Raw genomic sequence first — 24,353 nt, 5'->3', positions numbered from 1 at the left:
GGTGGCGGAGCGGAGGGAGAGGCCCGGACGCAGAGGCGGGGAACGGCTTCCTGTCGTCGGCCCTGACGTCGTACTTCGTCCTCAGTCGGCCGTCTGCGCGGCATCCTCCGTGACCGCCCGCAGCAGGGGTCTGCTCGCTCCGATCGCCGCGAACATGGCCAGCGCGCCGACGGTCACGCACACCGCCAGGGTCACCGCGCCGGAGGTGCTGATCGTGCTGCCGAACAACTTGTTGACCTGGAAGGCGGCGTATATTCCGGCGGCGGTGGTGCCGCCGGCGAGGACGACGAGCGGCAGGACCGTCTCACGGAACCTGGCCCGGTCGAGGAGCTTCAAGGGGGTCCCGGCCAGCCGCAGCAGGGCGTAGACGCGTCGCCGGTCGAGCACGTTGGCGGCAGCGGTCAGCCCGGCGGAGGCGGTCGCGACGAGGAAGCTGACCGCCAGGGCGGCGGTGCCGAGCTCGCCGAGCCGACCGGTGAAGGCATCGTTCTCGGCGGTGGCATAGGCCTGGGTGTAGGGGAGTTTGCCGGGCACCAGGCCCGACAGCGCGGTGACCGCCGTGTCGAGCTGTGCGGCGCTGCCGGAGACGTGGACGACCACTCCTGGCGTGCCGAACAGTATTCCGTCGTCGGCGCCGTCGGTCGTGGTGACGGTCGCCCTCACCCCGGCCGCGTGGAGCAGCGTGCGAGCCTCGGCCATGGCGGTGCGGGCCGTGGCGGTGCTCGTGGTGGGGACGGCGACCTGGCCGGGGAAGCGGTAGTCGTCGATGCCCACGTTGCCCACGGTGAAGAACCCGGCGACGAACCCGGCGAGGACCAGCCCGCTGACGGTGCGCCAGGAGCCGCGCGGGTCGTCGCTGAGCCGGCGCGCGGCCAGCAGGGTCGCCGGACGACGGGCGAAGCGGGCCGTGATCCGGCCGAGCCGGTCCACGACCCACGGGCCGAACAGCCAGAAGGCGCCGTAGAACATGAGCAGCATGGCCAGTTGCCGGCCGGCGCCGGCGTCGCCCGACGAGGCCGTCACGTAGATGTAGAGCAGGACCGCGGCGAAGAGGACCAGGCGGACGAGGCGTGTACGGCGCGGGTTCGCCTGCTGGGCCACGCCCAGCGGAGAGATCGCCACCTGGCGCAATGTCGTCATGGCACTCACCGCGATGAGACCGGCCACGAACGCGACGACCGCCAGCAGCCGGGGCAGGCCCACCCACAGCCGGCCGGTGTACCAGGTGCCGATGCCGAACGGGATCTCCGCGAGCGCGGGCAGCAGCAGGCAGTACGCCAGCGCGCCCGCCAGGGCCCCGGCCGCGCCGACGACCGCCGACTCCAGGCCGGTCATCGCGAGGATCTGGCGCGGTGTCGCCCCCGCCAGCCGCAGCGCGGCGAGCCGTTGCTCACGCCGGGCCGCACCGAGCCGTCCGGCCGCCGCGGCGAGCACGACCACGGGGACGGCGACTATCGCCACACCGATCGACACCGCGGGTTTGTCCGCCGACGTGAACACACTGACGTGGGTTCCGTCGAAGCCGGAGACCACCGCGCGTGCGGTCTGACCGCCGAACTGGCCGAAGAGACCGAGTGGTTCGGCCGCGGCGGAGACCGCCGGGTCGGACGCCGCCCTGCCCACGACGGCCACCAGTTCCTCGGGCGCCGCGAGACCGGCGCCGCCGATGGTGCCGTACGAGGACACCTTCGGGAAGCGGTCGGCGAGTTGGTTCGCCGGCGTCCGGTGCAGCAGGTCGGCCAGGGCGGGCGAGACGTACACCTGCCCCGGCTCCGGGAACGAGGCCAGCCCCGGGGGCGCCGGAGTCGCCTTGCGGCCGGGCAGCTGGGCCAGCGACACGACGGTCACCGGGCGGTCGCCGAAATACGTCGTCCCGAGCGTCTGCACGGCGGTGCCGTGCCGGTCGGGGGCCGGGGTGCGCCACGCCGTGTCGTGGGCGCGGGCACCGCTGCCGAAGTAGGCGGCCGTCAGCACCAGCAGGATCAGCGAGCCGACGGCCGCGGCACCGGCCGCCAGCAACTGGCTGTGCAGGCCGCGGCGGCCGGAGCGGCGTGCGAGGAACCACGTCAACTGCGGGACGGGCGAGGACATGAGTGCTCCGGGTGATCGGAAGGGCGCGGTGGGGGCCGGTGCTCGTGGCAGCGGGCATGGCAGGAGGCGCGGCAGGGTGAAGCAGGGGCGGAGGGGAAGGGGACGGGAGCGGCAGGGCCGGTGGCTCAGGGCGCGACGGTGTACTGGTGGTGGCCCGTGATCCGCCCGTCGCGGACCTGGAGGACGCGGTCGCAGTGGGCGGCGACGTCCGGGTCGTGCGTGACCATCACCAGGGAGGCGCCCTGGTCGCGGGTGACCGTGGTCAGCAGCAGGATGACCTCCTCGCTGGTCACCTGGTCCAGCGCGCCCGTCGGCTCGTCTGCGAAGACCACGTCGGGCTGGACGACCAGCGCGCGGGCTATCGCGACGCGTTGGGCCTGACCGCCGGACAACTGGCCGGGGCGGCGGGTCTCCAGACCGTCCAGGCCGAGCGGGGCGAACCAGCGGCGGGCGAGGGAGACGGCTCGGCCCCGGGGTATGCCGTCCAGCATCAGGGGCAGGGCGATGTTCTCCTCGGCGGGCAGTTCGGGCAGCAACTGGCCGAACTGGAACACGAATCCGAACCGCTTGCGCCGCAGTTCGCTCAGCCGGTTCTCGCCCAGGTTGTCGATGCGTTCGCGGTGCAGCAGGACCTCGCCGCCGTCCGGGCGCACGACTCCGGCCAGGGTGTGCAGGAGGGTCGATTTCCCGGAACCCGACGGACCCATGATCGCCAGTGACTCGCGGACGCCGACCTTCACGTCCACGCCGTGCAGCGCGGTGGTGGAGCCGTACTTCTTGATGAGGCCGAGACCGGCCAGGACGGTGCTCATGATCTTCTCGTTCCCCTTGCTCTCCTCGCCGCTGCTCAGCGCTCGAACTTCCAGGTCACGGAGTTCTTCGTCGCCGTGACCACCGTCACCGGTATGTCGATGTCCTTGCCCTTGCCGGTGTGGCCCGTGCACGTGATGCTCGCGCCGGCCACGGCTTTCAGACCTGTCGGGCAGGACACCCGGGAGACCTTCGTGCCCACCCAGGGCAGTGGGTGGAACTTGCTCTGGGCGCGGCCCGCGACGATGTTCGCCGCCAGGGCCCGGTGACCGTCCACGGTCACTGCCGTGTACTTGTCCAAGGAGGTCGTCGACTCGGTGCCCGCGAGCAGATGGGTTCCGACACCGGCCAGGGCGACCGCGGCCGTCGCACCGCCGATCACGCTGATGAGGGCCTTGCGCTGCATCTCGTACTCCTGAAGGTGGGGCGGTGTGGGCAGTGGCTCCACTCTGTCCCGCGGGCACGGGCGCGCGCCTCGGTCGTCCGGCCATCCTTCGCGGACCGCTCCTCGGCCATTCGGCCGATACCGCCGTCGCCGTCCGCGCATACGGTGATCCGCATGACATCGGACTCGCCCCGCAACTGCGCCAGGGCCTTCGTCGTCGCGCTGCTCGTCATGGCGGGGATCCCCGACCTGCTCAACGCGAGCGAGGGCGGCTACACGATCTGGCCCTACGCGGCTGTCCTGGTCCTCGGGTACGCCGCGCTGCTGTGGCCGGCCCGGCGGCGGCCACAGTGGCTCACCCCGCAGCTGCGCACGGGCGCACCGGCCGCCGCCTCGCTGTTGTTCACGGGGGGTTCGCTGCTGCTGGGCCAGGAGGCACTGTTCGGCCCGGGCGAGACAGCGGTCCTGCTGGGTCTGCTGTTCGTCGCGGTACGGCAGTGCCCCCAGCCCTGGGCCGTCGTCTGCGGGATCCTGACCGGCGCCGCGCTGCTCGGCACACCGGTGCGTTTCTACCAGGACGACGAGTCCAGCCTGCTGGGCTTCATGATGGTGGCGCTCGTCCTGATCGGCGTCGTCGGCGGTATGGCCGCGTTCCTGCGCTCGCAGGACTACCGGCGGGCCGTGGCGGTCGTCGAGACCCGGCGGTCGGAACGGGTGGCGATCGCCGCCGACCTGCACGACTTCGTCGCCCACCATGTCACCGGCATCCTCGTCCAGACCCAGATGGCCCGGATGATGGCCACCACCCGGCCGGAGGACCTGGACACGGTCCTCGCGGGCATAGAACGCGCGGCCACGGAAGCCCTGGCGTCGATGCGCCGTACCGTCGGCGTGCTGAGGGACACCGGGCCGGACGCCGCCGACCGCCGGCCGGTCGGTGACCTCGCCGGCATCGTGGAACTGGCGGACGGCTTCGCGAGCCCGGTCCAGCGCGTCCGCCTCGACCGTGACCCCACGGTGCCTGACGACCTCCCGCACGAGGTGCAGGCCGCCGCGTTCCGGGTGGTGCAGGAGGCGCTGACGAACGTACGACGGCACGCTGCCGACGCCACCGAGATCACCGTCCGGCTCCGCTACGACGGACGCCGGCTGGAGGTCGGTGTGACCGACGACGGCCGGGGCGGCACCCAGCTCCCGGCCGCCGCACACGGTGGCGGCTTCGGCCTGGTCGGCCTCACGGAACGCGTCAGCGCCCTGGGCGGGGCCCTGCGCGCGGGACCACGGGCCGGTCGGACGGAGGGATGGGAGGTACGGGCGCTCTTCCCCGCGGGGAAGGCGTGACGCGCCGGAGTTCTCTGGTGGCACGACCGGCATCTGCTGTTCAATGGCACTGCACATCATCGGAGCGAACCGGTGTGGACCGGGAGCGAGAGGAGCCGCCCGTGCCATCCGCCGCCGTGCCGCCCGTCGGGGCGCGGATCCGGCAGGCGCGCCTCGAACGGGGGATGGGCCTGCGTGCCCTCGCACGCGAGATCGGGGTCTCCGCGAGCCTCGTCTCCCAGATCGAGACCGGCAAGAGCCAGCCGTCCGTCAGCACGCTGTACGCGATCACCACGGCCCTCGGTATCTCCGTCGAGTCGCTCTTCGACGCGTCGGCGGACACCGTGAGGGAATCCCCGGTGGTCGCCGGATCCACGGTGGTGCACGCCCTCGCCGCGTTCGCCGCAGACCCCGGCCGACGGATCGGGCCGCTGGTGGGGACGGGTGAGCGGGAGACGATCGAGCTGGACTCGGGGGTGGTGTGGGAGCGGCTCGGGCATGTCCCGGGTACCGATGTCGACTTCCTGCTGGTGACCTACCGGCCCGGCGGTTCGTCGTCGAGCGGCGGTGGGCTGATGCGGCACGCCGGCACCGAACACGGTTATCTGACCGCCGGTGAACTGGTCCTCACCCTCGGTTTCGACGAGCACGTACTGCGCCCCGGGGACGCGGTGTGCTTCGAGTCGACGACCCCGCACCGGTACCGCAACGACAGCGCGGAACCGGCGGTCGGGGTGTGGTTCGTGGCCGGCCAGAGTGTTCAGTAGAGGTTGACACTCGCGCCGCCGAGTCGTTCACTCCAAAGTGGGGGTGGTCGCCATGGCGATCCGCACATTCGGACCCAATGCCGTCGACTGGGAACAGCGCGTCGACCTGGAACGGCTGCGCAGGGAGCGGCTGGCCAGGCTCCACCAGGCCCTCAACCGGTCCGAGCTGGGCGCCGTGCTCAGCTTCGACTTCGCGAACATCCGCTACATGACGTCCACCCACATCGGCACCTGGGCCATGGACAAACTGATCCGCTTCGCGCTGCTGGTGCGCGGCGGCGAACCGGTCCTGTGGGACTTCGGCTCCGCCGCCCGGCACCACCAGCTCTACAACCCCTGGCTCGACTACAGCGACGGCAAGGACGGCCCGCCCACCGGCGCCCGCGCCGGGATCTCCACCCTGCGTGGCGCCTTCCACCCGGACGCGGGCATCGCCGAGGACGTGGCCCGCAAGATCGCCACCGAGCTGCGCGCCCACGGCCTGGCGGACGAACCGCTCGGCGTCGACCTGGCCGAGATGCCGGTCCTGATGGCCCTGCGCGCCGAGGGCATCGACGTCGTCGACGGCCAGCAGGTCTTCCTCCAGGCCCGCCGCACCAAGACCGCGGACGAGATCTCTCTCCTCACCCAGGCCTGCGCGATGGTCGACGCGGCCTACGAGGAGCTGTACGGGTACCTTCGCCCGGGCGTCCGCGAGAACGAGTGCGTCGGACTCGTCAGCAAGGTCCTTTACGACCTCGGCAGCGAGTACGTCGAAGGCGTCAACGCCATCTCCGGGGAACGCTGTTCACCCCATCCGCATGTCTTCAGCGACCGCCTGATCCGCCCGGGCGACCCCGCCTTCTTCGACATCCTGCACAGCCACCTCGGCTACCGCACCTGCTACTACCGCACCTTCGCCGTCGGCAGCGCCTCCGGTGCCCAGCGCGACGCGTACGTCCGCTGCCGGGAGTACATGGACGAGGCCATCGCCCTGGTCCGGCCGGGCGCGACCACCGCCGACATCGTCCAGGTGTGGCCGCGCGCCGCGGAGTTCGGCTTCCCGGACGAGACGGCCGCTTTCGCGCTCCAGTACGGCCACGGGGTCGGTCTGTCGATCTGGGAGAAGCCCATCTTCAGCCGCCTCGTCTCGCTCGACCATCCCGAAGTCCTCGAAGAGGGCATGGTGTTCGCCCTGGAGACCTACTGGCCGGCCGCCGACGGCTGGACGGCGGCACGCATCGAGGAAGAGATCGTCGTCACCGCCGACGGCTGCGAGGTCATCACCAAGTTCCCGGCCGAGGAACTCCTGGTGGCGGGCCGCAAGTACTGGACGGTCGGCGGCGAGCTCGACACCCGGCGCGAGGCCCAGTCCCACCTCAACACCCCGAGGAACGGGAGCGGTTGATGGCCACCACGGTCACCGGTGAGGAACTCCTCACCCTGTACGGGCAGATGGCAGTCATCCGTCGTACGGAGAAGGCCGCGCACGACCTGTTCCTGTCCGGGCTGGTCAAGGGCACCACCCACCTCGCCGCCGGTCACGAGGCGATCGCCGTCGGCGCGAGTGCCGCGCTGCGCGACGACGACTACGTCTTCGCCACCTACCGGGGCCATCACCACGCCCTCGCGCGCGGCGCCACCCCCGAGGAGTGCCTCGCCGAGCTGATGAGCCGCGCCACCGGGCTCTGCAAGGCCAAGGGCGGCTCCATGCACCTCACCAAGGCGTCCGCCGGCATGCTCGGCTCGTACGCCATCGTCGGCGCCCACCTCCCCATGGCCGTCGGTGCCGCCTGGTCCGCCCGGCTGCGAGGCACCGACCAGCTCGCGGTGGCCTTCTTCGGTGACGGCGCGACCAACATCGGCGCCTTCCACGAGGCGCTCAACCTGGCCGCCGTATGGAGACTGCCCGTGCTGTTCGTCTGCGAGAACAACCTCTACATGGAGTACACGGCGATCGCGGACGTCACCGCGGTGCCCCGGCCGGCCGCCGACCGGGCCCCGGCGTACGGCATTCCGGGCGAGGTCGTCGACGGCAACGACGTGGTGCTGGTTCAGGAGGCCGTGCAGCGGCTCGCACGGCGGGCCCGGGCCGGGGACGGTCCCGCCGTCCTGGAGGCCGAGACCTACCGGCACTACGGGCACAGCCGCGCCGACCCGGCCACCTACCGGCCCGCCGAGGAGGTCGAGCGCTGGCTCAAGCACGACCCGTTGGACCTCGCGCGAGGCCGGCTCCACGTACTGGGCGTGCCGGCGGAGGCGGTCACCGCGGCCGACGAACGGGCAACTGAGGTGGTACGGGCGGCAGTCGAGGCCGCGAAGGCGGCTCCCGCGCCCGATCCGGCCGAGGCGCTGACCGAAGTGTGGGCGGACGGAGGTGCGGCATGGCGGACCTGATGGTGCCTCAGGAGGCTTCTGAGCAACGGCGGATCACCTATCGCGAGGCCGTCGCCGAGGGCATCGCGCGGGAGATGCGGCGCGATCCGGCGGTCGTGTGCCTGGGGGAGGACATCGGGGAGGCCGGCGGGGTGTTCAAGACGACCGCCGGGCTGTTCAAGGAGTTCGGGCCCGGGCGGGTGTGGGACACGCCCATCTCCGAACAGGCCATCGTGGGCGCCGCGATGGGCGCCGCCATGACCGGGATGCGGCCGGTCGCCGAGATCATGTTCTCCGACTTCCTGGCCTGTTGCTGGGACTACCTCGCCAACGAGATACCGAAAGTGCGCTACATGACGGGTGGCCAGGTCACCGTGCCGCTGGTCGTCCGCACCGCGAACGGCGGCGGGCTCGGCTTCGGGGCGCAGCACTCGCAGGCCACCGAGAACTGGGCGTTCACCGTGCCCGGGCTGAAGATCGCGGCACCGTCGACACCCGCCGACGTCATCGGCATGATGGCCGCCGCGATCCGCAGCGACGACCCGGTGGTCTTCTTCGAGCACAAGGGGCTGTTCGCGAGCAAGGGTCCGCCCGCGCCGCCGGATCATGTGGTGGAGCTGGGGCAGGCGGCCGTCGTCCGCGAGGGCGCCGACATCACGCTCGTGGCCCTCGCCTCGATGGTCCCGCTCGCGCTCACCGCCGCCGAACGGCTGGCCAGGGAGGGCATCGACGCGGAGGTCGTCGACCTGCGCTGCCTGGTACCGCTGGACGTCGGCACCGTTCTCGCCTCGCTGGAGAAGACCTCGCGGCTTACCATCGTCGAGGAGAACCCGTACCAGGGCGGATGGGGCGCGACGCTCGTGTCCGTCGTCGCTGACGAGGGGTTCGGACTGCTCGACGCGCCGGTGCGGCGGGTGGCGGGGGAGTGCGTGCCCCTGCCGTTCGCCGACGCGCTGGAGGAGCGGGTCATCCCCACCGTGGACAAGGTCGTGACGGCCGTGCGTGACCTCGCGGCCTACTGAATTTCCGTATCAGGTACCGACTTTCCCTGGGAGGAAGGGCGATGACCGATCGACTGCTTCTGCGCTCCGGCCATGTGATCTCCATGGACCCCGACATCGGGGAACTGCCCCGGGGCGACGTCCTGATCGAGGACGGGAGAATCACGGCGGTCGAGCGCGAGATCGGCGCGGACGCCGAAGTACTCGACATGGCGGGCCGCATAGTGATCCCCGGCTTCGTCGACACCCACCGCCACACCTGGGAGGCGCCCATCCGCGGCTGCGCCCCCGACGCCACGCTCGACGACTACTTCGTGGGCGTCCTCGACACCTTCGCCCCCGTCTACACCCCCGAGGACGTGTACGCGGGCAATCTCGCGGGCGCGCTGGAATGCCTCAACGCCGGCATCACCACCCTCGTCGACTGGTCCCACATCAACAACACCCCCGAGCACCCGGACGCCGCCGTACGGGCCCTGGCGGAGAGCGGGATCCGCGCCCAGTACGCCTACGGCAGCGCCAACACCTCCCTCTCCGACTACTGGTTCGACAGCAAGATCGCGATACCGGGCGACGACGTACGGCGCATCCGCTCCAAGTACTTCGCCTCCGACAGCGGTCTGCTGACGATGGCGCTGGCCACCCGCGGCCCCGGCTTCTGCACCAACGACGTCGTCACCGCCGAGTGGAACCTCGCCCGCGAACTGGACATCCCGATCACCGTGCATGTCGCCATGGGCCGGCTCGCGGGCCGCTTCGGCATGGTGAAACAGCTCCACGAACTGGGCCTGCTGGGCTCCGACACCACCTACATCCACTGCTGTCACCTCAGCGAGGAGGAATGGCGGATGGTCGCCGACAGCGGCGGTACGGTGTCGATCGCACCGCAGGTCGAGACCCAGATGGGGCACGGCTGGCCGCCCGTGATGAAGGCGATCGAGCACGGACTGCGGCCCTCGCTCAGCATCGACGTCGTCACCACCGTTCCCGGCGACATGTTCACCCAGATCCGCGCGGCCTTCGGAGCCGAGCGGGCCCGCGTGAACGCGGCCTGCTGGGAGGCCGATGTCCCGGTCCCCGCAACGATGTTGACGGCTCGTCGGATGCTGGAGCTGGCGACGGTCAACGGCGCCCATGTCGCGGGCCTCGAACACCTCACCGGCTCCCTCACCCCCGGCAAACGCGCCGACGTCGTCGCACTCGACGCCACGGCGCTCAACATGGCGCCGGTGCACGACGCCGCCGCCGCGGTGACCCTGTCGGCGGACGTCTCCAACGTCGAGACGGTCGTCGTCGACGGCACCGTGGTCAAGCGCGACGGGAAGCTGGTCGCCGACACCGGGCGGGCCCGGCGGCTCGTCGAGGAGTCCCGTGACCGGCTGCTGGCGGCGAAGGCGGAGCAGGCGGCGAGGCGCGAGGGATGACGGACTTCGTGGTGCGGCGCGCGACGGACGCGCCGCAACTCCCTTACGGCAGCGGCGGGTTCCGGCGCCGCCCGGTGATCGGAGAGGAGGACGGGAGCGTACACACCGGCTTCGGGGTCTGCGAGTTGCGGCCGGACGGGGCCGTGGGCGCCCATGTGCACTCGTACGAGGAGAGCTTCCATGTGCTCGACGGCAGCGTGATCCTCGACGTGCCCGAGGGCTCGTACCTCCTGGAAGAGGGCGACTACGGCCTCCTCCCGACCGGCGTGCCGCACGCCTGGCGCGGCGCGGGCGCCCTCGACTCCGCCGGGGCGGGTGCCCGTTGGGCCGACATGCTCGCGCCCGTGCCGCGCGCCCGCTACGGGTACGACACCTGGTCCGTGCCCGCGCTGCCGGAGCGCGAGCCCGTCCGGATCGACGTACGCGACCCGCGCACCCGGTCGTTCGGCCACTTCGAGGCCGCCCAGATGGACGCCGGCAAGCAGTCCCAGGACCTCCTGGCCGTGTCCGCGAGCATGCGAACCGCGCTGCTCGTCTACAGCGGGATCACCGTGAAGATGATGGTCGACAGCGACCTGGGTGCCGTCGCCTCGACGATGTTCATGGTGCGGTACGCGCCCGACGGTGTGGCCGGAACACACGATCACCCCTTCGAGGAGACCTACCTGATCCTCGAAGGGCTGGTCGACGCCACCTTCGACGGCGAACGCCACCGGCTCGGCCCCGGCGACGCCGCCTGGGCGGGCGCCGGTTGCGTGCACGGCTTCACCAACGCCGGTGACGGCCCCGTGCGTTGGCTGGAGACACAGGCTCCGCAGCCACCGTCCCGCCACTCCTACCGGTTCACCCGGGACTGGGATCACCTCGGGGACGTACTGGGCAATACGAAGGACACCAAGGACGTCAAGGACGCGAAGGCCGGGGAGGACCGGGCATGAGCAGGGTGGTCGTTGTCGGCGGTACGTCCGGAATCGGCCGCGAGTTCGCCCGCACCCGCGCCGAACGTGGCGACGACGTCGTGCTCACCGGCCGCGAGGCGTGGAGGGCCGACGCGGTGGCCAAGGAGATCGGTGCCCGGGGCCTGGCCCTCGACCTCGCGCGGCCCCATGACATCGCCACTGCGCTCGCCGACGTGGAGAGGGTCGACCATCTCGTCCTCGCGGGCGTCTCGCGCGACGAGAACCGGGTCACCGAGTACGACATCGACACGGCCCTCCACCTCGTCACCCTCAAGCTCGTCGGCTACACCGAGGTCGTGCACACCCTGCGCCCGCGACTCCACGACGCCAGTGCCATTGTGCTGTTCGGCGGCCAGGCCAAGGAACGGCCCTATCCGGGCGCGACGACGGTGGCGACCGTCAACGCCGGCGTGACCGGCCTCGTCCGTACCCTCGCCGTCGAGCTGGCGCCGATCCGGGTCAACGCCGTGCACCCGGGAGTCGTGGGCGACAGCCCGTACTGGCGCGACAGACCGGCGGAGGTACTGGCCGGGCTCCGGGCCCGTACACCCGCCGGTCGGCTAGCCACGATGGCCGACGTGGTGGACGCCGTGGACTTCCTGCTGAGCAACCGCTCCGTCAACGCGATCGACCTGAGCGTGGACGGCGGGTGGCTGCTGGGGTGAGGAGGGGGGGAAGGGAGGCAGGCGCAGGGAGAGGGAGGCAGGGGAACAGCCAGGGGAATCGGGTCAGGCGCCCCGGGTCGCGTTCTCCGCCTCGAACATCCAGCGCTGCTTCTCGAGTTCGGCCGTGATGCCGATCAGCAGATCCTGGGTCACCGGATCGGCTTCCTCCGTCGCGCCGATGCGCTCGCGCAGACGCTCGATCGCCGTGGCCAGTGCCTCGACGAGGAGCTGGACGACCTCCGTGTCCTGGATCCAGCCGTCCTTCGGGGCCTGGAACACGGAGGCGGAGGCGACCGTCTCCGGGCGGCCGTCCGGCGAAACGCCGAGCGCCGCCGCGCGCTCCGCGACCGTGTCGGAGAACGCGCGGGCCGCCGTCACCACCTCGTCGAGGTGCAGATGGATCGAACGGAACCGGGGCCCCACGATGTTCCAGTGGGCCTGCTTCCCGATCAGCGACAGTGCCAGCAGGTCCACCAGGGTCGCCTGCAGGGCTTCGCCGGTGATCCGGCGCTCCGGCTCGGGCAGGCTGCTCTTCACAACGGTCATGGGTTGCTCCTCCTCGTTTCGCGGCCCGGATTCTCGCTACCGGACCCGTTCTCTCGCGGTACGGAGCAGTGCGGCGCGTTCCTCTTCGCGGATGCCGCCCCGCGGTGCCCGGACCGACCACTGCGCAGCGCCCGGTCCGGGCACCGCGGGGTCACCGGGCAGTGGGCGCGCACACGCCGTGCGACGGCGATGTCCCGCACCGCCGGTCCTTGTGTGCCCACGGGGAAGAACAGTTCGGGGTCCTCTCCCGTGCGGGCTGCCCGCCGCAACCACTCCATGGAAACGCGGGTGCCCAGGTCGGAGGGACGGAAACGTGACGGAACCGGCCGGCGGACGCGACGGACAGCGATCGAGCGGCCGGAGGAGAGGCGAACAGGCGGAGGGGAAGGGAACCGGCGGAGGGGAGGATGGTCATACGGTTCGGGGCGTGAGCACCCGGTCCACGAAGGCGGTCAGCTCGGCGAAGGCCGCCGCCCTGTCCGTCTCCAGGAAGACCTCGTGCCGGGCGCCTGGGAAGATCCGCTCGGTCCAGTCGCTGCCGCGCAGTTCCTCGACGCCGACGCGGCTCCCGGCGAGCGGGACGAGCCGGTCGTCGTCGCCGTGCAGCCACAGCAACGGCAGCGGTCCGACATCACCGCTCTTCGCCACGGTCTCCAGCGTCCGTACGAACGCCTCCAGCGTGGGTCGCTTCATCGGGCCGTGCCAGACCAGCGGGTCCGCCGTGTACGCCGCCCCGACCGCGGGATCGCGGGACAGCGCGGCCGGGCTGATGGGACGATCGGGGATCTCGTCGAGAGCGAGCAGCCGCCCCGGGAGATCCCAGCTGCCGAGCACCGGCGCGGACAGGACGAGCGCGCCGAGCTCGGCGCCGTACCGCTGTGCGAAGCGGGCCGCGACCAGACCGCCGGCGGAGTGGCCGATCAGGACGACCGGCACATCCGGGTGTGCCGCCCGGGCATGGTCGGCGACGGTGTGCAGGTCCGTGACGACGTCCTCGAAATCCACGATCAGCGCCCGTTCGCCCGCCGACCGGCCGTGCCCCTGGTGATCGGGGCCGAGGACGGTCGCGCCGTGGGCCACGAGGAGACCGGCGAGTTCCTCGTAGCGGCCCACGTGTTCCCCGTACCCGTGCGAGAGAAGGGCCAGGTAGCGGGGCGGGGCGAGCGGGCGTTCGGAACCGTCGGGGGTGGGGCGAGACCACTCGCGGACGGCGATCGTGCCCCTGCTGCCGGTGAGGACGTACTCGCGGGACTCGGCCATGGCATCTCCGGCTGCGTCGTTGAAGGTGTGCGTGGTGTGCGTGGATCTTCCCAGGGGCCGGGCGGCCGGTCCACGGTGACGCGTCGGGGTGGTGCAGGGGTCACCTGGCGAGACGGTGCTTACGACAGCAGTTAGGTGGGCTTAGCATCGGTGTCCGCATGAACACGATGACGCTCTGGCACATGACGCACTGGGAATTCGCCGCGCTGGCCGCCGCGGCGGTGCTGGTCGGCTTCTCCAAGACCGCCGTCAGCGGGGCCAACACGGTCAGCCTGGCGATCTTCGCGGCCGTCCTGCCCGCCCGCGAGTCCACCGGTGTGCTGCTGCCCATCCTGATCGCGGGGGACGTACTCGCCGTCCTGACCTACCGCCGACACGCCCACTGGCCGACCCTGTGGCGGCTGTTCCCGGCGGTCGCGGTGGGTGTGGTCGTCGGCACGGTGTTCCTGCTGTGGGCGGACGACGAGGTCGTACGGACGTCGATCGGGGCGATCCTGCTGTTCATGGCCGGGGTGACGGTGTGGCGCCGACGGCGCGCGGAGGCCGAGGCGTCGGAGTCGGTGTCGGAGGACGACGAACCGGCCGCGGTGAGCACACCCGCCGGGCGCCTCAAGGCCCGCTCCTACGGTGTCCTCGGCGGTTTCACGACGATGGTCGCCAACGCGGGCGGCCCGGTCATGTCGATGTATCTCCTCTCCGCCGGTTTCCGGAAGCTGGGTTTTCTGGGCACGTCGGCGTTCTTCTTCCTGATCGTCAACGTCTCGAAGGTCCCCTTCAGCGCCGGCCTCGGCCTGATCGACGGCCACTCGCTGCTGCTCGACGCGGCGCTCGTGCTGTTCGTCGTCCCCGGTGCGTTTCTCGGCAAATGGGCGGTGAGCCGAATCAACCAGCGGCTGTTCGAGCAGTTGGTGATCGCGGCCACGGTGGTGGGCGGAGCGCAGTTGCTGCTGCGCTGATCAGCGGCCGTCCGGGGGCCGGCCCGGGCCGAGTGTGGCCTGCATCCGGCCGATGGCGCGCAGCACCTCGTCCCGGTTCTTGGCGCTCTTGATCCATACCGGCAGCCGGGCGACGAGGGTCATCCTCTGACCGGTGTCGTACCAGGGCGCCCGCTCGCGCAGGGATGCCGCGACGAACCGCCTGATGCAGGCCAGGTGTTCGAGGTTGTACGCCCACAGCCAACCGTGACGGGTCTCCGTCCGCAGCCACACGGGGATGCGGAAGTACGGGTCGCCTGCCGGGGCGGCGGTGCCGGCCGAGAACATGACCGACCTGGCCGACCTGCCGGACCAGCTGCGGGACAGACCGCAGGCGCCGCACACGAGGCGCCGCGGTGCGAACGGCGCCGAGCGGATCGCCTGGTCCGGTTCCTCGTGAGCAGCCCGTCGGACATGTGCGGGACGCTCACAGCGCGGACAGCGAACGAGGACCGAGCCGATGAAGTCGTACGTCGTGCTGCGGGGGTCGCGGAAGCGCACCGGGGCCGGGGACATGACAGGAGTATGGCCGTGGTCCGGTGACGGGGCACCCGGTTTCCCGCTCGCGGGGACTGCTCCGTGCGGCGAGGCACCCGGACAGGGCTTCCCGTGGCGTCGGCTACGACCCGGACGTACTCCCGCCCGCTCCCGACAGTGCCGCGGGACGGTTCGGCAGGCTGCTGCTGAGGTCCTCCACCAGGAGACGTTTGGCGATGGTGTCCACCGCGGCGCGCAGGTCGTCGCCCGACGGGCGGCCGAGGTCCTGTTCCACCCGGCCCGCCAGCCAGGAGCCCCAGGCGTTGCCGATCACCTCGGCCTCGCGGGTGCCCGCCTCGGTGTGGGAGAAGAAGGAGCCGGTGCGGGTCAGGTAGCCCTCCTCGACCATGCGGTCGAAGACCGGGACGAGCACCTCGGGCGGCATGTGGCGGCGGGCGGCGATCAGGCCGAGGCCGGCGTGGCCGACCATGCGGGTGAACAGCTCGACCTGCATCACGGCCCAGGCGCCCGCGATGTCGAGCCGGGTGTCGGAGTCGCTGACGATCCGGCGCGCGGTGTCCAGATCCGTACTGCCGATGATCTTGCCCACGGACGCCTCCAGCAGGCGTCGCGAGTCCGGGTTGCTCGGCGTCGCGAAACCGTCGCCCATGTCCGTCGAGGCCATCCGCGCGCTGTCGCGCAACTGGACCTGTTTGAGGAACAGGGCGACGACGAAGCCGAGGAGCGCGACCGGCACGGTCCACAGGAAGACGGACTGGATGGTCTCCGCGTACGCGCCGATGATCGGCTCGGCCGCCCGGGCGGGGAGGTCGTGCAGGCCCGCCGGGCTGGTCGCCGCGCCGGTGATGGCGGCCTGGTCCGCCGCACCCGTGCGCGCGGCCTCGGCGATGCCCTCGGAGAGGTTCGGTGTCAGTGAGTTGGTGTAGAGCGTGCCGAAGACCGCGGTGCCGAAAGAACTGCCCAGCGTACGGAAGAAGGTGACGCCGGAGGTCGCGGTGCCGAGGTCGGCGTACTCGACGGTGTTCTGGACGGCGATCGTCAGCACCTGCATGCCCAGGCCGATACCGGTGCCGAGGACGAACATGTAGAGCGAGGCCAGCCAGGTGCTGGTCGACGCGTCCATGAGGGAGAGCAGATACAGGCCCAGGCCCATCACCGCCGAGCCGATGACCGGGAAGAAGCGGTACTGGCCGGTCTTGCTGACCACGTTGCCGCTGAAGACGGACGCGATCAGCAGGCCCAGCACCATGGGAAGGGTGCGTACGCCGGAGACCGTCGCCGAGTCGCCGTCGACGTACTGGAGGAAGGTCGGCAGATAGGTCATCGCGCCGAGCATCGCGAAGCCGACGATGAAGCTGAGGATCGAGCACACCGTGAAGACGGGGTTGCCGAACAGCCGCATGGGCAGCATCGGTTCGGCCGCGCGGGACTCCGCCCAGCAGAACAGACCGAGCGAGACCGCGCCGCCGACGAACAGCGCGATGATGACGCCGGAACCCCACGCGTACTGGTTGCCGCCCCAACTCGTCGCCAGGATCAGCGCGCTGGCACCGATCGCGACGAACGCGATGCCCAGATAGTCGATGACCGGGCGTACCGCCGACTTCACCACCGGAATGGTGCGGGCCGCCGCGACCACGACGACGATCGCGATCGGGACGTTGACGTAGAACGCCCAGCGCCAGGTCAGATGGTCGGTGAACAGACCGCCCAGGAGCGGCCCGATGACCGTGGCCACACCGAACACGGCACCGATCGCGCCCTGGTACTTGCCGCGTTCCCGCAGCGGGATGACGTCGGCGATCAGGGCCATCGCCGTGACCATCAGCCCGCCCGCGCCGACGCCCTGCATGGCCCGCCAGACGATCAGCAGCGTCATGTTCGTGGCGAGCCCGCACAGGAACGAACCGGTGATGAAGACGATCGCCGAGACCTGGAAGACCACCTTGCGGCCGAACAGGTCGCCGAACTTGCCGACCAGCACCGTGGCCACGGTCTCCGCCAGCAGATACGACGTCACCACCCACGACATGTGCTCGGCACCGCCCAGGTCCGACACGATCGTCGGCAGGGCCGTGCCGACGATCGTCTGGTCCAGTGCGGCCAGGAGCATACCGAGCATGATCGTGACGAAGACGACGTTGCGGCGGCGGGAGTCCAGCACGGGTGGCTGCGCGGCGGCGGGCGGTGCGGTGTCCTCGGCGACTGTCACGAGGTCACGATCACACCGGTGGTACGCCCGTGCAAGGGGTGGCGTCCGGCCGGGTGCCCGGCCCCGGTGCCTGCCGCTGCCCGGGCCCAGGCGCTCCGGGCTTCCGCCGCAGCAGATACGTGTCCATGATCCAGCCCTTGCGCTCACGGGCCTCGGCACGCAACCGCTCGATACGGGGCGCCGCCTCGGCGATCGGCCCGGAGACGAGGATCTCGTCCGGGGTGCCTATGTACGCGCCCCAGTAGATGTGGATGTCCTCGTCGGCGAACTCCCGGAAGGCCTGATGGGCGTCCAGCATCACGACCACGTCGTCGGCCTCCGCCGGAAACCCCTCGGCGAGCCGCCGCCCGGTGGTGATCTGGACGGCACTCGCGACCCGGTTGAGCCCCGTGCGGTGCCGGGCGGCGAGTGCGGAGACACTGCTGATGCCGGGCACCACGTCGTACTCGAACTCGACCGTGCCCCGCCCGAGGATCTCCTCCAGAATCCCGAGCGTGCTGTCGTACAGCGAGGGATCGCCCCACACCAGGAACGCCCCGCTCTCCGCCGGGCCGAGCCCGGCGATCAGCCGCTCGTAGATCCCGGCCCGGGCACGCCGCCAGTCCCCGACCGCGGGGGAGTACGCGGCGCCCCCGGCCGTCCGGTCCCGCTCCGGATCGCGCACCTCGACCAGGCGGTACGTCCCTTCCGGCACGTGCGTGTCGAGCAGGTGCCGGCGCAGCCCCACGAGGTCGGACCCGGTCTCGCCCTTGTCGAGGACGAAGAACACGTCGGTGCCCCGCAGCACCCTGACCGCCTGAAGGGTGAGCTGGTCGGGGTCGCCCGCGCCGATACCGATGACATGAATCCTCCGCACGCCCCGAGTCTGCCGCACACCACCGACAACGCGGCGGGTCGGCCCGGGTCAGCCGCCGACGCTACGACCCGACAAGCGTGGCGCCCGAGCCACCGCGTCGACAGGGGCGGCCTCGCGCTCCACCTCCGCCGCCAGTTCCCGCGCCCAGGTGACGACCCCGGCGAGGTCCAGCCCGTACGGCCGCGGTCGCGAGTCCTCGGCCGCCCACTCCTCGACCGCGTCGGCCCCGCGCCGCAACAGCCGGGCGCCACCCGTGACGTTCCCGCGCGCGGAGTGCGTGAGCCCCACGGCCAGTTGTGCGAGCCCCCGCCACAGGCCGCGCTCCTCCTCCGGGCCCGACTTCCAGGCGTCCTCGAAGACCTCGTGCGCGTGGAACGGCTTCCCCGCGTCCAGCAGTGCCTGCGCCTCGGCGACGCTCTCCTCGGGACGGCGTAGGACCCCTTCGGGCTGCCGGTCCACCCCGGACTCGCCGTACGGCAGTGGCCGCCCGAGCCCGTCCCGTGGCCGCGCGTTGCGCGCCCGCCCCTCTCCGTCCCGATCCCGTCGCCCGCCTGCTGCTGCCCGACCCTCCGACGCACTGCTCATACGACGATTGTCGCGCGCGCCCTGCCGTCTTCGGGGCCACCCCTGACGTGGGGTAAAGTTCTGCTCGCGTGATCACGCGGGGCAACCGCGGGACGACGCACCGGGACGTGGCGCAGCTTGGTAGCGCACTTGACTGGGGGTCAAGGGGTCGCAGGTTCAAATCCTGTCGTCCCGACTTGTGAGAGTCGCGGTTCAGGGGCTGTTTCGGATCACTCCGAAACAGCCCCTGAGTCGTTTCCGTGGACCCCGTCACGCCGAAGGCGCGCACACCGGGCGGGCGGTGAGGCCCAACTCGGTGTGCGCGCCCTCAGGTCCGGATGTCCGGCGCGACCTGTGCCTCCCGCCTAGCGGCGGAAGACGATGCCCTTGGTCGCGGTCCCCGTGCGGTTGTCGTACACGACGTCGCCCGTGGACTTCTTCCAGATCCGGATACGGAACGTGTCCGGCTTGTCCGTCGCCGTGATGCGGAAGGCGTAGCCGTCCTTGCCGTTGACCGTGCCGGAGCCCTGGTACACCGCGGTGTTGCCGGTGACCACCAGCCAGTCGGAGGACGTGGAACGCAGCCGCACCTTCGCCTTGGACCTACCGGGTGCCGCGAGGTCGAAGGAGGCCGTGGCCGTCGGGACCGTGGCGCCCTTCCGGTAGAAGGCGCCGAAGGAGAAGGACGCCTTGCCGGTCAGCTTCGGGTCGGCCGGGTAGGCGCCCGGCCGGGAAGCGATCACGCCGATGCCCGAGGCGCCGGCCTTGGGGTCGAACACGATCAGCTCGGGGAGCTCGGCGGTGGCCGCGGCCTTGTCGTCGTCCGTCACCGTGATCGTCGGGCGGAGGATGCCCGCCTTCAGGTAGGCGTGGCTCGCCTCACAGGTGCCGTTCACGACCTTGCCGGACGTCGGGGTGGTGCCGTCCTTCCAGTCGATGGTGCAGGTGTGGGTGTCGGCGCGGCCCGGGTCGGTGAACTTCGCCGAGATGCGCACCGGGGTGTTCCTGCCGGCCGGGACCGGGTTCTTCGGGCCCTGGACCGAGGTGATCGACGGCGGTGCGTTGGTGACCGTCACCGTCAGGGTGTCCTTGCTGCGACCGCCCGTCAGCGTGACCTCGTACGTGCCGTTGTCCTGGCAGGTGATGGACGTCGGGATGGTGGTCCGGCTGGAGAGCGTGCAGGGGGTTGTCGGGCTCACGCTCCAACTCGGCGTTCCTGCCCCGGAGATGGTGCCCGTGAGCGGGATCGCGCTGCCTTCCTGGCCCGTTGTGTCCGCGCCGGCGTGGACGATCGTCACCGGGTCGATGCCCGAGAGGGTCGGGACGACCTTCTTGATCAGGCCGTCGGCGTCGAACTCCATCTTGTCGATGGTCGTTTCGCGGTGCATGCCGTCACCGCCGGGGATGGCGAAGCGGTGGTAGACGATGTACCAGTCGTCGGTGTTCGGGACGTGGACCACCGAGTGGTGGCCGGTGCCCTTGATGCCGAGGGAGAGGTCCTTCTGCAGGATCACACCGCGCTTGGTCCAGGGGCCCGTGGGCGAGGAACCGGTCGCGTAGGCCACCTGGTAGTTCTCGTCCCGCGTGTCGTTCTCCGACCACATCAGGTAGTAGGTCCCGTTGCGCTTGATGACGAACGAGCCCTCGTTGTAGTTGCTCGGCGTGATGTCGGTGATCTTCGACGCGTCGAAGGAGACCATGTCCGCGTCGAGCGGCACCACGTAGGCCCTGCCGTTGCCCCAGTACAGGTACGACTGGCCGTCGTCGTCGGTGAAGACCGCCGGGTCGATCATCTGGCCCGGGTGGTCACCGGCCTTCAGCAGCGGCTTGCCCAGGGCGTCCTTGAAGGGGCCCGTCGGGGAGTCCGACACCGCCACACCGATGTTCGCGTCGGCGCAGAAGTAGAAGTAGTACTTGCCGTTCTTCTCCTCCATGGCCGGCGCCCAGGCGCGGCTGTCGGCCCAGCTGATGTCGGGACCGAGGTCCAGGATGACGCCGTGGTCCTTCCAGTGGACCAGGTCGGTGGAGGAGTACGCCTTGAACTGTGTGCCGCTCCAGCCCTCGAAGCCGTCGGTGGTCGGGTAGATGTAGAAGGTGTCGCCGAAGCGGACGATGTTCGGGTCGGCGTTCAGACCCGGCAGCACCGGGGTCCTCATCTCCACGGCCGACACCGTCCAGGTGCGCTTCTTGCCGTCGGAGCCGGTCACCTCGTACGTCACCGGCTTGGTGAAGTCGCGCAGGGTGCCGGAGGCGGGGCTGATGGTCGCGCCGTGGGCCAGGGTGAACTCCGGTGCCAGGGCCTTGACGTTGCTGCCCGGGTTGAGCGGCAGGACGATCTTGCTGTCCTTGTCGGTGATGATCGCGTCGACCTTGAGCGCTGGGTGGGTCGCCGCGGCGATCCCGGTGGTGTTGCCGCTGATCTCCAGGACCTCGGCGGGCGTCAGGGCCCGGTTGTAGATCCGGAAGTCGTCGACCTCGCCGCCGAAGTACGGGTCCGGGGAGTAGAGGGACTTGCCGATGTAGCCGGAGTAGTCCTTGGCGGAGTCGTACAGCTCGGACGGCTTGATGGTGACGCCGCTGACGCGGGCCGTCTCGGCGCCGTCCACGTAGAGGATCGCCGTCTCGGTCGCGCCGTCCAGGGTGACGGTGACGTGCTGCCACTGGCCGGCGGTGAGCGGTGAGCCGCCGATCATCTGCTTCTCACCGGACCAGGTGGCCTTGGTGATCGCGGAGAACAGCTTGCCGCCGCCGTTGGACGGGGTGGCGAACAGGTACTTGTTGCTGTCCGGGCCGAGCCCGAACAGCCACTGGAAGTTGTCGCCGCCCTTCCACTTGACGTACGTGGAGACGGTGACGCTGGTGGTGTCCTTCAGGACCCCGTTGGGGATCTTGACGTACGGCGAGCTGGAGCCGCTGTTGCCGCCGGACATCTTGAACGAGCTGCCCTCGACGCCGGTTCCGAAGTCGGGCGTACGGACGTAGGTGCCGTGGTAGCCGTGGCCGCTGGAGTCGCGGGCGATGCTGCCGCCGGTCTCGTCGAAGTCGTAGTGCAGGAGCAGGTCGGCCGGGATGTCCGGGCCCTCGGCGGAGACCGTGACCTCGGCGCTGACCGCGATCGCGGAGTCGCCCGCCAGGTCGCCCTTCACCGTGAAGGTGCCGGCCTGCGCGTACTGCGACTCGGCCACGGCCTCCCAGGTGACGGCGACGGGCCGCTTCACACCGTCCGCCGACTCGGCGATGACGGTGGCGGGCAGGACCGGGGCGTCACCGATGCGCGTGACGACCTTGACGTCCTCGGCGCTCGTGATGATCTGGTCCGGCTGGTAGGTCTTCAGGAGCCGGTCGTACTCGGCCTGGGTGACCGGGAGCACGGTGCCGTGCCGGGGCTTGGACGGCAGGTCGTAGCCGGTGGACGGGGTCCAGACGCCGGAGGCCAGGTCGGTCGTCTCGAAGGGGATGTAGCCGCGACCGCCGAACTCGTCGAGGAACGCGTACCACTTCTCCTCGGTGTTCGACTTGAACACCAGGGGACCCTCGGCCGCGCTCATCGCGCCCTTGCCGATGCCCTCGGCGACGGCGGTGTAGGACGGGTTGAGGATCGAGTCGCTCTTCTCCTCGAAGATGAACTTGCTGTTCGGCGTCGAGGAGCTGTTGTTCCGCTCGTCCTTGGACAGGCGGTAGTAGGTGTCCTTGTCCTTGATCATCGTGGAGTCGATGACCGAGTAGCCGCGGTCGATCCACACCTTGGGCGCGCTGAAGGTGCGGAAGTCACGGGTGGTCGCGTACATCATGCGGTTGTAGGTGTCGCCGGAGTGGTCGGCGTTGTCGTACAGCTTCGAGGCCCAGAAGACGACGTACGAGCCGAGCTCGTCGTCGTAGAACGCTTCCGGCGCCCAGGTGTTGCCGGCCGAGTCGGGGGAGACCTTCACCAGGCGCTGGTCGGTCCAGTGGACCAGGTCGGTGGACTCCCACACCATGATCGACTTGCTGCCGGTGCGCTGGGAGGCGTCCCAGTCGCCGTTGCCGTAGATCCGCAGGTCGGTGGCGATCTGGTAGAACTTGTCGCCCTCGGGGGAGCGGATGATGAAGGGGTCGCGCAGGCCCTTCTCGCCGAGCGTGGAGGTCAGGACGGGCTTGCCGTCGTTCAACTCCCGCCACTTCAGCGGGTCGTTGCCCTTGCTGAGTGCCGCGTAGAGCTGTTCGCCGTCCGAGGTGCCCTCGCCGGTGAAGTAGCTGAACATGTAGCCCTTGAGGGCTTCCTTCGCGGGGAGTTCGGGAACCTTGGCCGTCAGGGTGCGGGTCGCGGTGGCCGTGCCCTTGGTGATCGTCGCGGTCAGGTCGACCGTCGTGCCGCCGGCGCCGTGCGCGGGGCGGTGGACCACACCGTCGGTCCCGATGACGTCCGGGTTCGCCGAGGACCAGTCGACCGCCGTGCCGTAGGCGCCCGTTGACGGCAGCGTGATGTTGCCGCGTACGTCGTCGATGTTCGGGACGGTCAGCGCCTCGGCGGCCTGCTGGGTGGCGGTGGCGTCGTCGAAGGTGGCCGGGACCGTGACGTCGAAGGTCTTGGTGTCGCTCACCGGGCCCTTCTTCAGGGTCGCCGTGAGCGTGGCGTGGCCGTCCGGCTGGCCGGCGGCGGGGCGGGTGACGGCGCCGGTGGCCGAGACCACGGAGGCGTTGTCGGTCGCCCAGGTGATGGCGGAGCCGCCCGCGGGACCCGCGCTCGGCAGGGTCAGGTCGGCGGTCACCGCGCTCGTGTCGCCCAGTGTCAGGGCGGACTTGTCGGCGGCGACGCCCTGCGTGGCGACGGGGAGGGAGAGTTCCTCGACCTCGGTGCTCGCCAACGCCCGGTCGTAGACACGGAAGTCGCGGATGTTGCCCTTGAACAGGTTGTCGCCGGGGTAGACCGACTTGCCTATGTAGTTGGCGGTGGTGGTGCCCGAGCCGATGGAGCCGGGGGTGAGGGTGACCGCCGTGTTGCGGCCCACCTCCACGCCGTCCTCGTAGAGCACGCCCGTGTTGCCGGTCTGGGTGTAGGTGATCTGCTTCCAGACCGCGCGCTGAAGATTCGTGCCCGCGGTCCGAGTCGTCTGCTCCGTCGACCAGTTGCCGCTGGCGATGGACGTCCGGTACGAGTTGCCCGTGGTGAACAGGTAGCCGTTGCCGGCCGAGCCGCTGGTGTTGCCGAAGCCGTAGATGAAGTACGGGTTGGACTGGGCGGTGTCGATCTTCACGTCCATCGAGACGGTGATCGAGTTCATGCCGCTCATGATGTTGTCCGGCACCTTGACGTAGGTGTCGGAACCGTTGAAGGCAAGTCCTTCACCGGAGTTGGACCAGCCGGCGGTCCCGTTCACCGTGCCGGTACGGCCGTTGCCCGAGGCGTCGGCGACGGTGGTGCCGGAGGCCGCGTCGAGCTTGTACCAGAGGGCCAGACCGTCGGTGATGTCGGCCGCGGCGGCGTGCGCGGGGGCCGACATGGCCAACGGGCTGGCGAGGCCCAGGAGAAGCGATGCGGCGGTCAGTCCGGCGAGCCGTGGTGACCATGGTCTGCTGCGGCCGCGTGATCTCGCGAGTTGCATCGTTTCGGCTTCCTCTGCTCGGACACGGGGGGCGGTAGGGGGGGTGTAACGGGAGACATCAGATTTCGTCTGTGTGTCCGCGCG

At 70.6% G+C, this 24,353-nt stretch carries 20 protein-coding genes and 1 tRNA gene; 10 read left to right on the top strand and 11 right to left on the bottom strand.

What is annotated here, in order from left to right:
* Positions 1-81: 81 nt before the first annotated feature.
* From OG595_RS05155 to OG595_RS05145, 3 genes are all read right to left on the bottom strand, one after another.
* Positions 82-2,091 (bottom strand): FtsX-like permease family protein, encoded by a 2,010-nt coding sequence (locus tag OG595_RS05155; protein WP_329268274.1) that lies wholly within the window; start codon positions 2,089-2,091, stop codon positions 82-84.
* 125 nt (positions 2,092-2,216) lie between these two features.
* On the bottom strand, positions 2,217-2,903 hold the full coding sequence (locus tag OG595_RS05150) for an ABC transporter ATP-binding protein (protein WP_329268271.1): 687 nt from the start codon (positions 2,901-2,903) through the stop codon (positions 2,217-2,219).
* Between the two features lie 35 nt (positions 2,904-2,938).
* Positions 2,939-3,307 (bottom strand): DUF4333 domain-containing protein, encoded by a 369-nt coding sequence (locus OG595_RS05145; RefSeq protein WP_329268268.1) that lies wholly within the window; start codon positions 3,305-3,307, stop codon positions 2,939-2,941.
* 153 nt (positions 3,308-3,460) lie between these two features.
* Between OG595_RS05145 and OG595_RS05140 the strand changes: the two genes are divergently transcribed.
* From OG595_RS05140 to OG595_RS05105, 8 genes are all read left to right on the top strand, one after another.
* Positions 3,461-4,627, top strand: a complete 1,167-nt coding sequence (locus tag OG595_RS05140; RefSeq protein ID WP_329268265.1) for a sensor histidine kinase — start codon at positions 3,461-3,463, stop codon at positions 4,625-4,627.
* A gap of 101 nt (positions 4,628-4,728) precedes the next feature.
* Positions 4,729-5,373, top strand: coding sequence for a helix-turn-helix domain-containing protein (locus OG595_RS05135; protein WP_329268263.1), 645 nt, complete (start codon positions 4,729-4,731; stop codon positions 5,371-5,373).
* Between the two features lie 52 nt (positions 5,374-5,425).
* The gene (locus OG595_RS05130; RefSeq protein WP_329268261.1) at positions 5,426-6,760 is read left to right on the top strand and encodes a M24 family metallopeptidase; all 1,335 of its coding nucleotides are present in this window, start codon (positions 5,426-5,428) and stop codon (positions 6,758-6,760) included.
* Positions 6,760-7,749: a thiamine pyrophosphate-dependent dehydrogenase E1 component subunit alpha gene (locus OG595_RS05125; RefSeq protein WP_329268259.1), complete on the top strand. Its 990-nt coding sequence runs from the start codon at positions 6,760-6,762 to the stop codon at positions 7,747-7,749. The genes OG595_RS05130 and OG595_RS05125 overlap by 1 nt, the downstream gene beginning before the upstream one ends.
* A complete protein-coding gene (locus tag OG595_RS05120; RefSeq protein WP_329268258.1) occupies positions 7,737-8,750 on the top strand; it encodes an alpha-ketoacid dehydrogenase subunit beta in 1,014 nt (337 codons plus the stop codon). Before OG595_RS05125 ends, OG595_RS05120 begins: the two co-directional genes overlap by 13 nt.
* A 41-nt stretch (positions 8,751-8,791) precedes the next feature.
* Positions 8,792-10,153, top strand: a complete 1,362-nt coding sequence (locus tag OG595_RS05115) for an amidohydrolase family protein (protein WP_329268257.1) — start codon at positions 8,792-8,794, stop codon at positions 10,151-10,153.
* Positions 10,150-11,091, top strand: a complete 942-nt coding sequence (locus tag OG595_RS05110) for a cupin domain-containing protein (RefSeq protein ID WP_329268256.1) — start codon at positions 10,150-10,152, stop codon at positions 11,089-11,091. Before OG595_RS05115 ends, OG595_RS05110 begins: the two co-directional genes overlap by 4 nt.
* Positions 11,088-11,777, top strand: a complete 690-nt coding sequence (locus OG595_RS05105; protein ID WP_329268254.1) for an SDR family NAD(P)-dependent oxidoreductase — start codon at positions 11,088-11,090, stop codon at positions 11,775-11,777. Before OG595_RS05110 ends, OG595_RS05105 begins: the two co-directional genes overlap by 4 nt.
* A 63-nt stretch (positions 11,778-11,840) precedes the next feature.
* Here OG595_RS05105 and OG595_RS05100 read toward each other — a convergent pair whose 3' ends face one another.
* The 3 genes from OG595_RS05100 to OG595_RS05090 all read right to left on the bottom strand — a co-directional run bounded on the left by OG595_RS05100 (position 11,841) and on the right by OG595_RS05090 (position 13,583).
* Positions 11,841-12,323: a Dps family protein gene (locus OG595_RS05100; RefSeq protein ID WP_329268252.1), complete on the bottom strand. Its 483-nt coding sequence runs from the start codon at positions 12,321-12,323 to the stop codon at positions 11,841-11,843.
* Entirely contained in the window at positions 12,320-12,601 is a 282-nt protein-coding gene (locus OG595_RS05095; protein WP_443072961.1) for a WhiB family transcriptional regulator, read from the bottom strand. The genes OG595_RS05100 and OG595_RS05095 overlap by 4 nt, the downstream gene beginning before the upstream one ends.
* A 133-nt stretch (positions 12,602-12,734) precedes the next feature.
* Positions 12,735-13,583 (bottom strand): alpha/beta hydrolase, encoded by an 849-nt coding sequence (locus OG595_RS05090; protein WP_329268251.1) that lies wholly within the window; start codon positions 13,581-13,583, stop codon positions 12,735-12,737.
* 158 nt (positions 13,584-13,741) lie between these two features.
* Here OG595_RS05090 and OG595_RS05085 point away from each other — a divergent pair, with 158 nt between their 5' ends.
* Positions 13,742-14,539: a sulfite exporter TauE/SafE family protein gene (locus OG595_RS05085; protein ID WP_329268249.1), complete on the top strand. Its 798-nt coding sequence runs from the start codon at positions 13,742-13,744 to the stop codon at positions 14,537-14,539.
* Here the strand turns inward: OG595_RS05085 and OG595_RS05080 are convergent, their stop codons facing one another.
* The 4 genes from OG595_RS05080 to OG595_RS05065 all read right to left on the bottom strand — a co-directional run bounded on the left by OG595_RS05080 (position 14,540) and on the right by OG595_RS05065 (position 18,708).
* Positions 14,540-15,073 (bottom strand): hypothetical protein, encoded by a 534-nt coding sequence (locus OG595_RS05080; RefSeq protein ID WP_329268247.1) that lies wholly within the window; start codon positions 15,071-15,073, stop codon positions 14,540-14,542. It abuts the gene before it with no gap.
* A gap of 103 nt (positions 15,074-15,176) precedes the next feature.
* Positions 15,177-17,267 carry an MDR family MFS transporter gene (locus OG595_RS05075; RefSeq protein ID WP_329268245.1) on the bottom strand — a complete coding sequence of 697 codons (2,091 nt, stop codon included), beginning with the start codon at positions 17,265-17,267 and terminating at the stop codon, positions 15,177-15,179.
* Between the two features lie 10 nt (positions 17,268-17,277).
* A complete protein-coding gene (cobF, locus tag OG595_RS05070; protein WP_329268242.1) occupies positions 17,278-18,123 on the bottom strand; it encodes a precorrin-6A synthase (deacetylating) in 846 nt (281 codons plus the stop codon).
* A gap of 48 nt (positions 18,124-18,171) precedes the next feature.
* The gene (locus OG595_RS05065; protein ID WP_329268239.1) at positions 18,172-18,708 is read right to left on the bottom strand and encodes a DUF309 domain-containing protein; all 537 of its coding nucleotides are present in this window, start codon (positions 18,706-18,708) and stop codon (positions 18,172-18,174) included.
* 101 nt (positions 18,709-18,809) lie between these two features.
* Between OG595_RS05065 and OG595_RS05060 the strand changes: the two genes are divergently transcribed.
* A tRNA-Pro gene (locus OG595_RS05060) sits at positions 18,810-18,883 on the top strand.
* 169 nt (positions 18,884-19,052) lie between these two features.
* Here OG595_RS05060 and OG595_RS05055 read toward each other — a convergent pair.
* Positions 19,053-24,269: a family 43 glycosylhydrolase gene (locus tag OG595_RS05055; RefSeq protein WP_329268237.1), complete on the bottom strand. Its 5,217-nt coding sequence runs from the start codon at positions 24,267-24,269 to the stop codon at positions 19,053-19,055.
* Between the last annotated feature and the right edge of the window lie 84 nt (positions 24,270-24,353).

It is taken from the genome of Streptomyces sp. NBC_01451 (assembly GCF_036227485.1).
Classification (GTDB): Bacteria; Actinomycetota; Actinomycetes; order Streptomycetales; family Streptomycetaceae; genus Streptomyces.
Note: the sequence above shows the minus strand (reverse complement) of the source record. Positions and strands in the feature narration are given on the sequence as shown.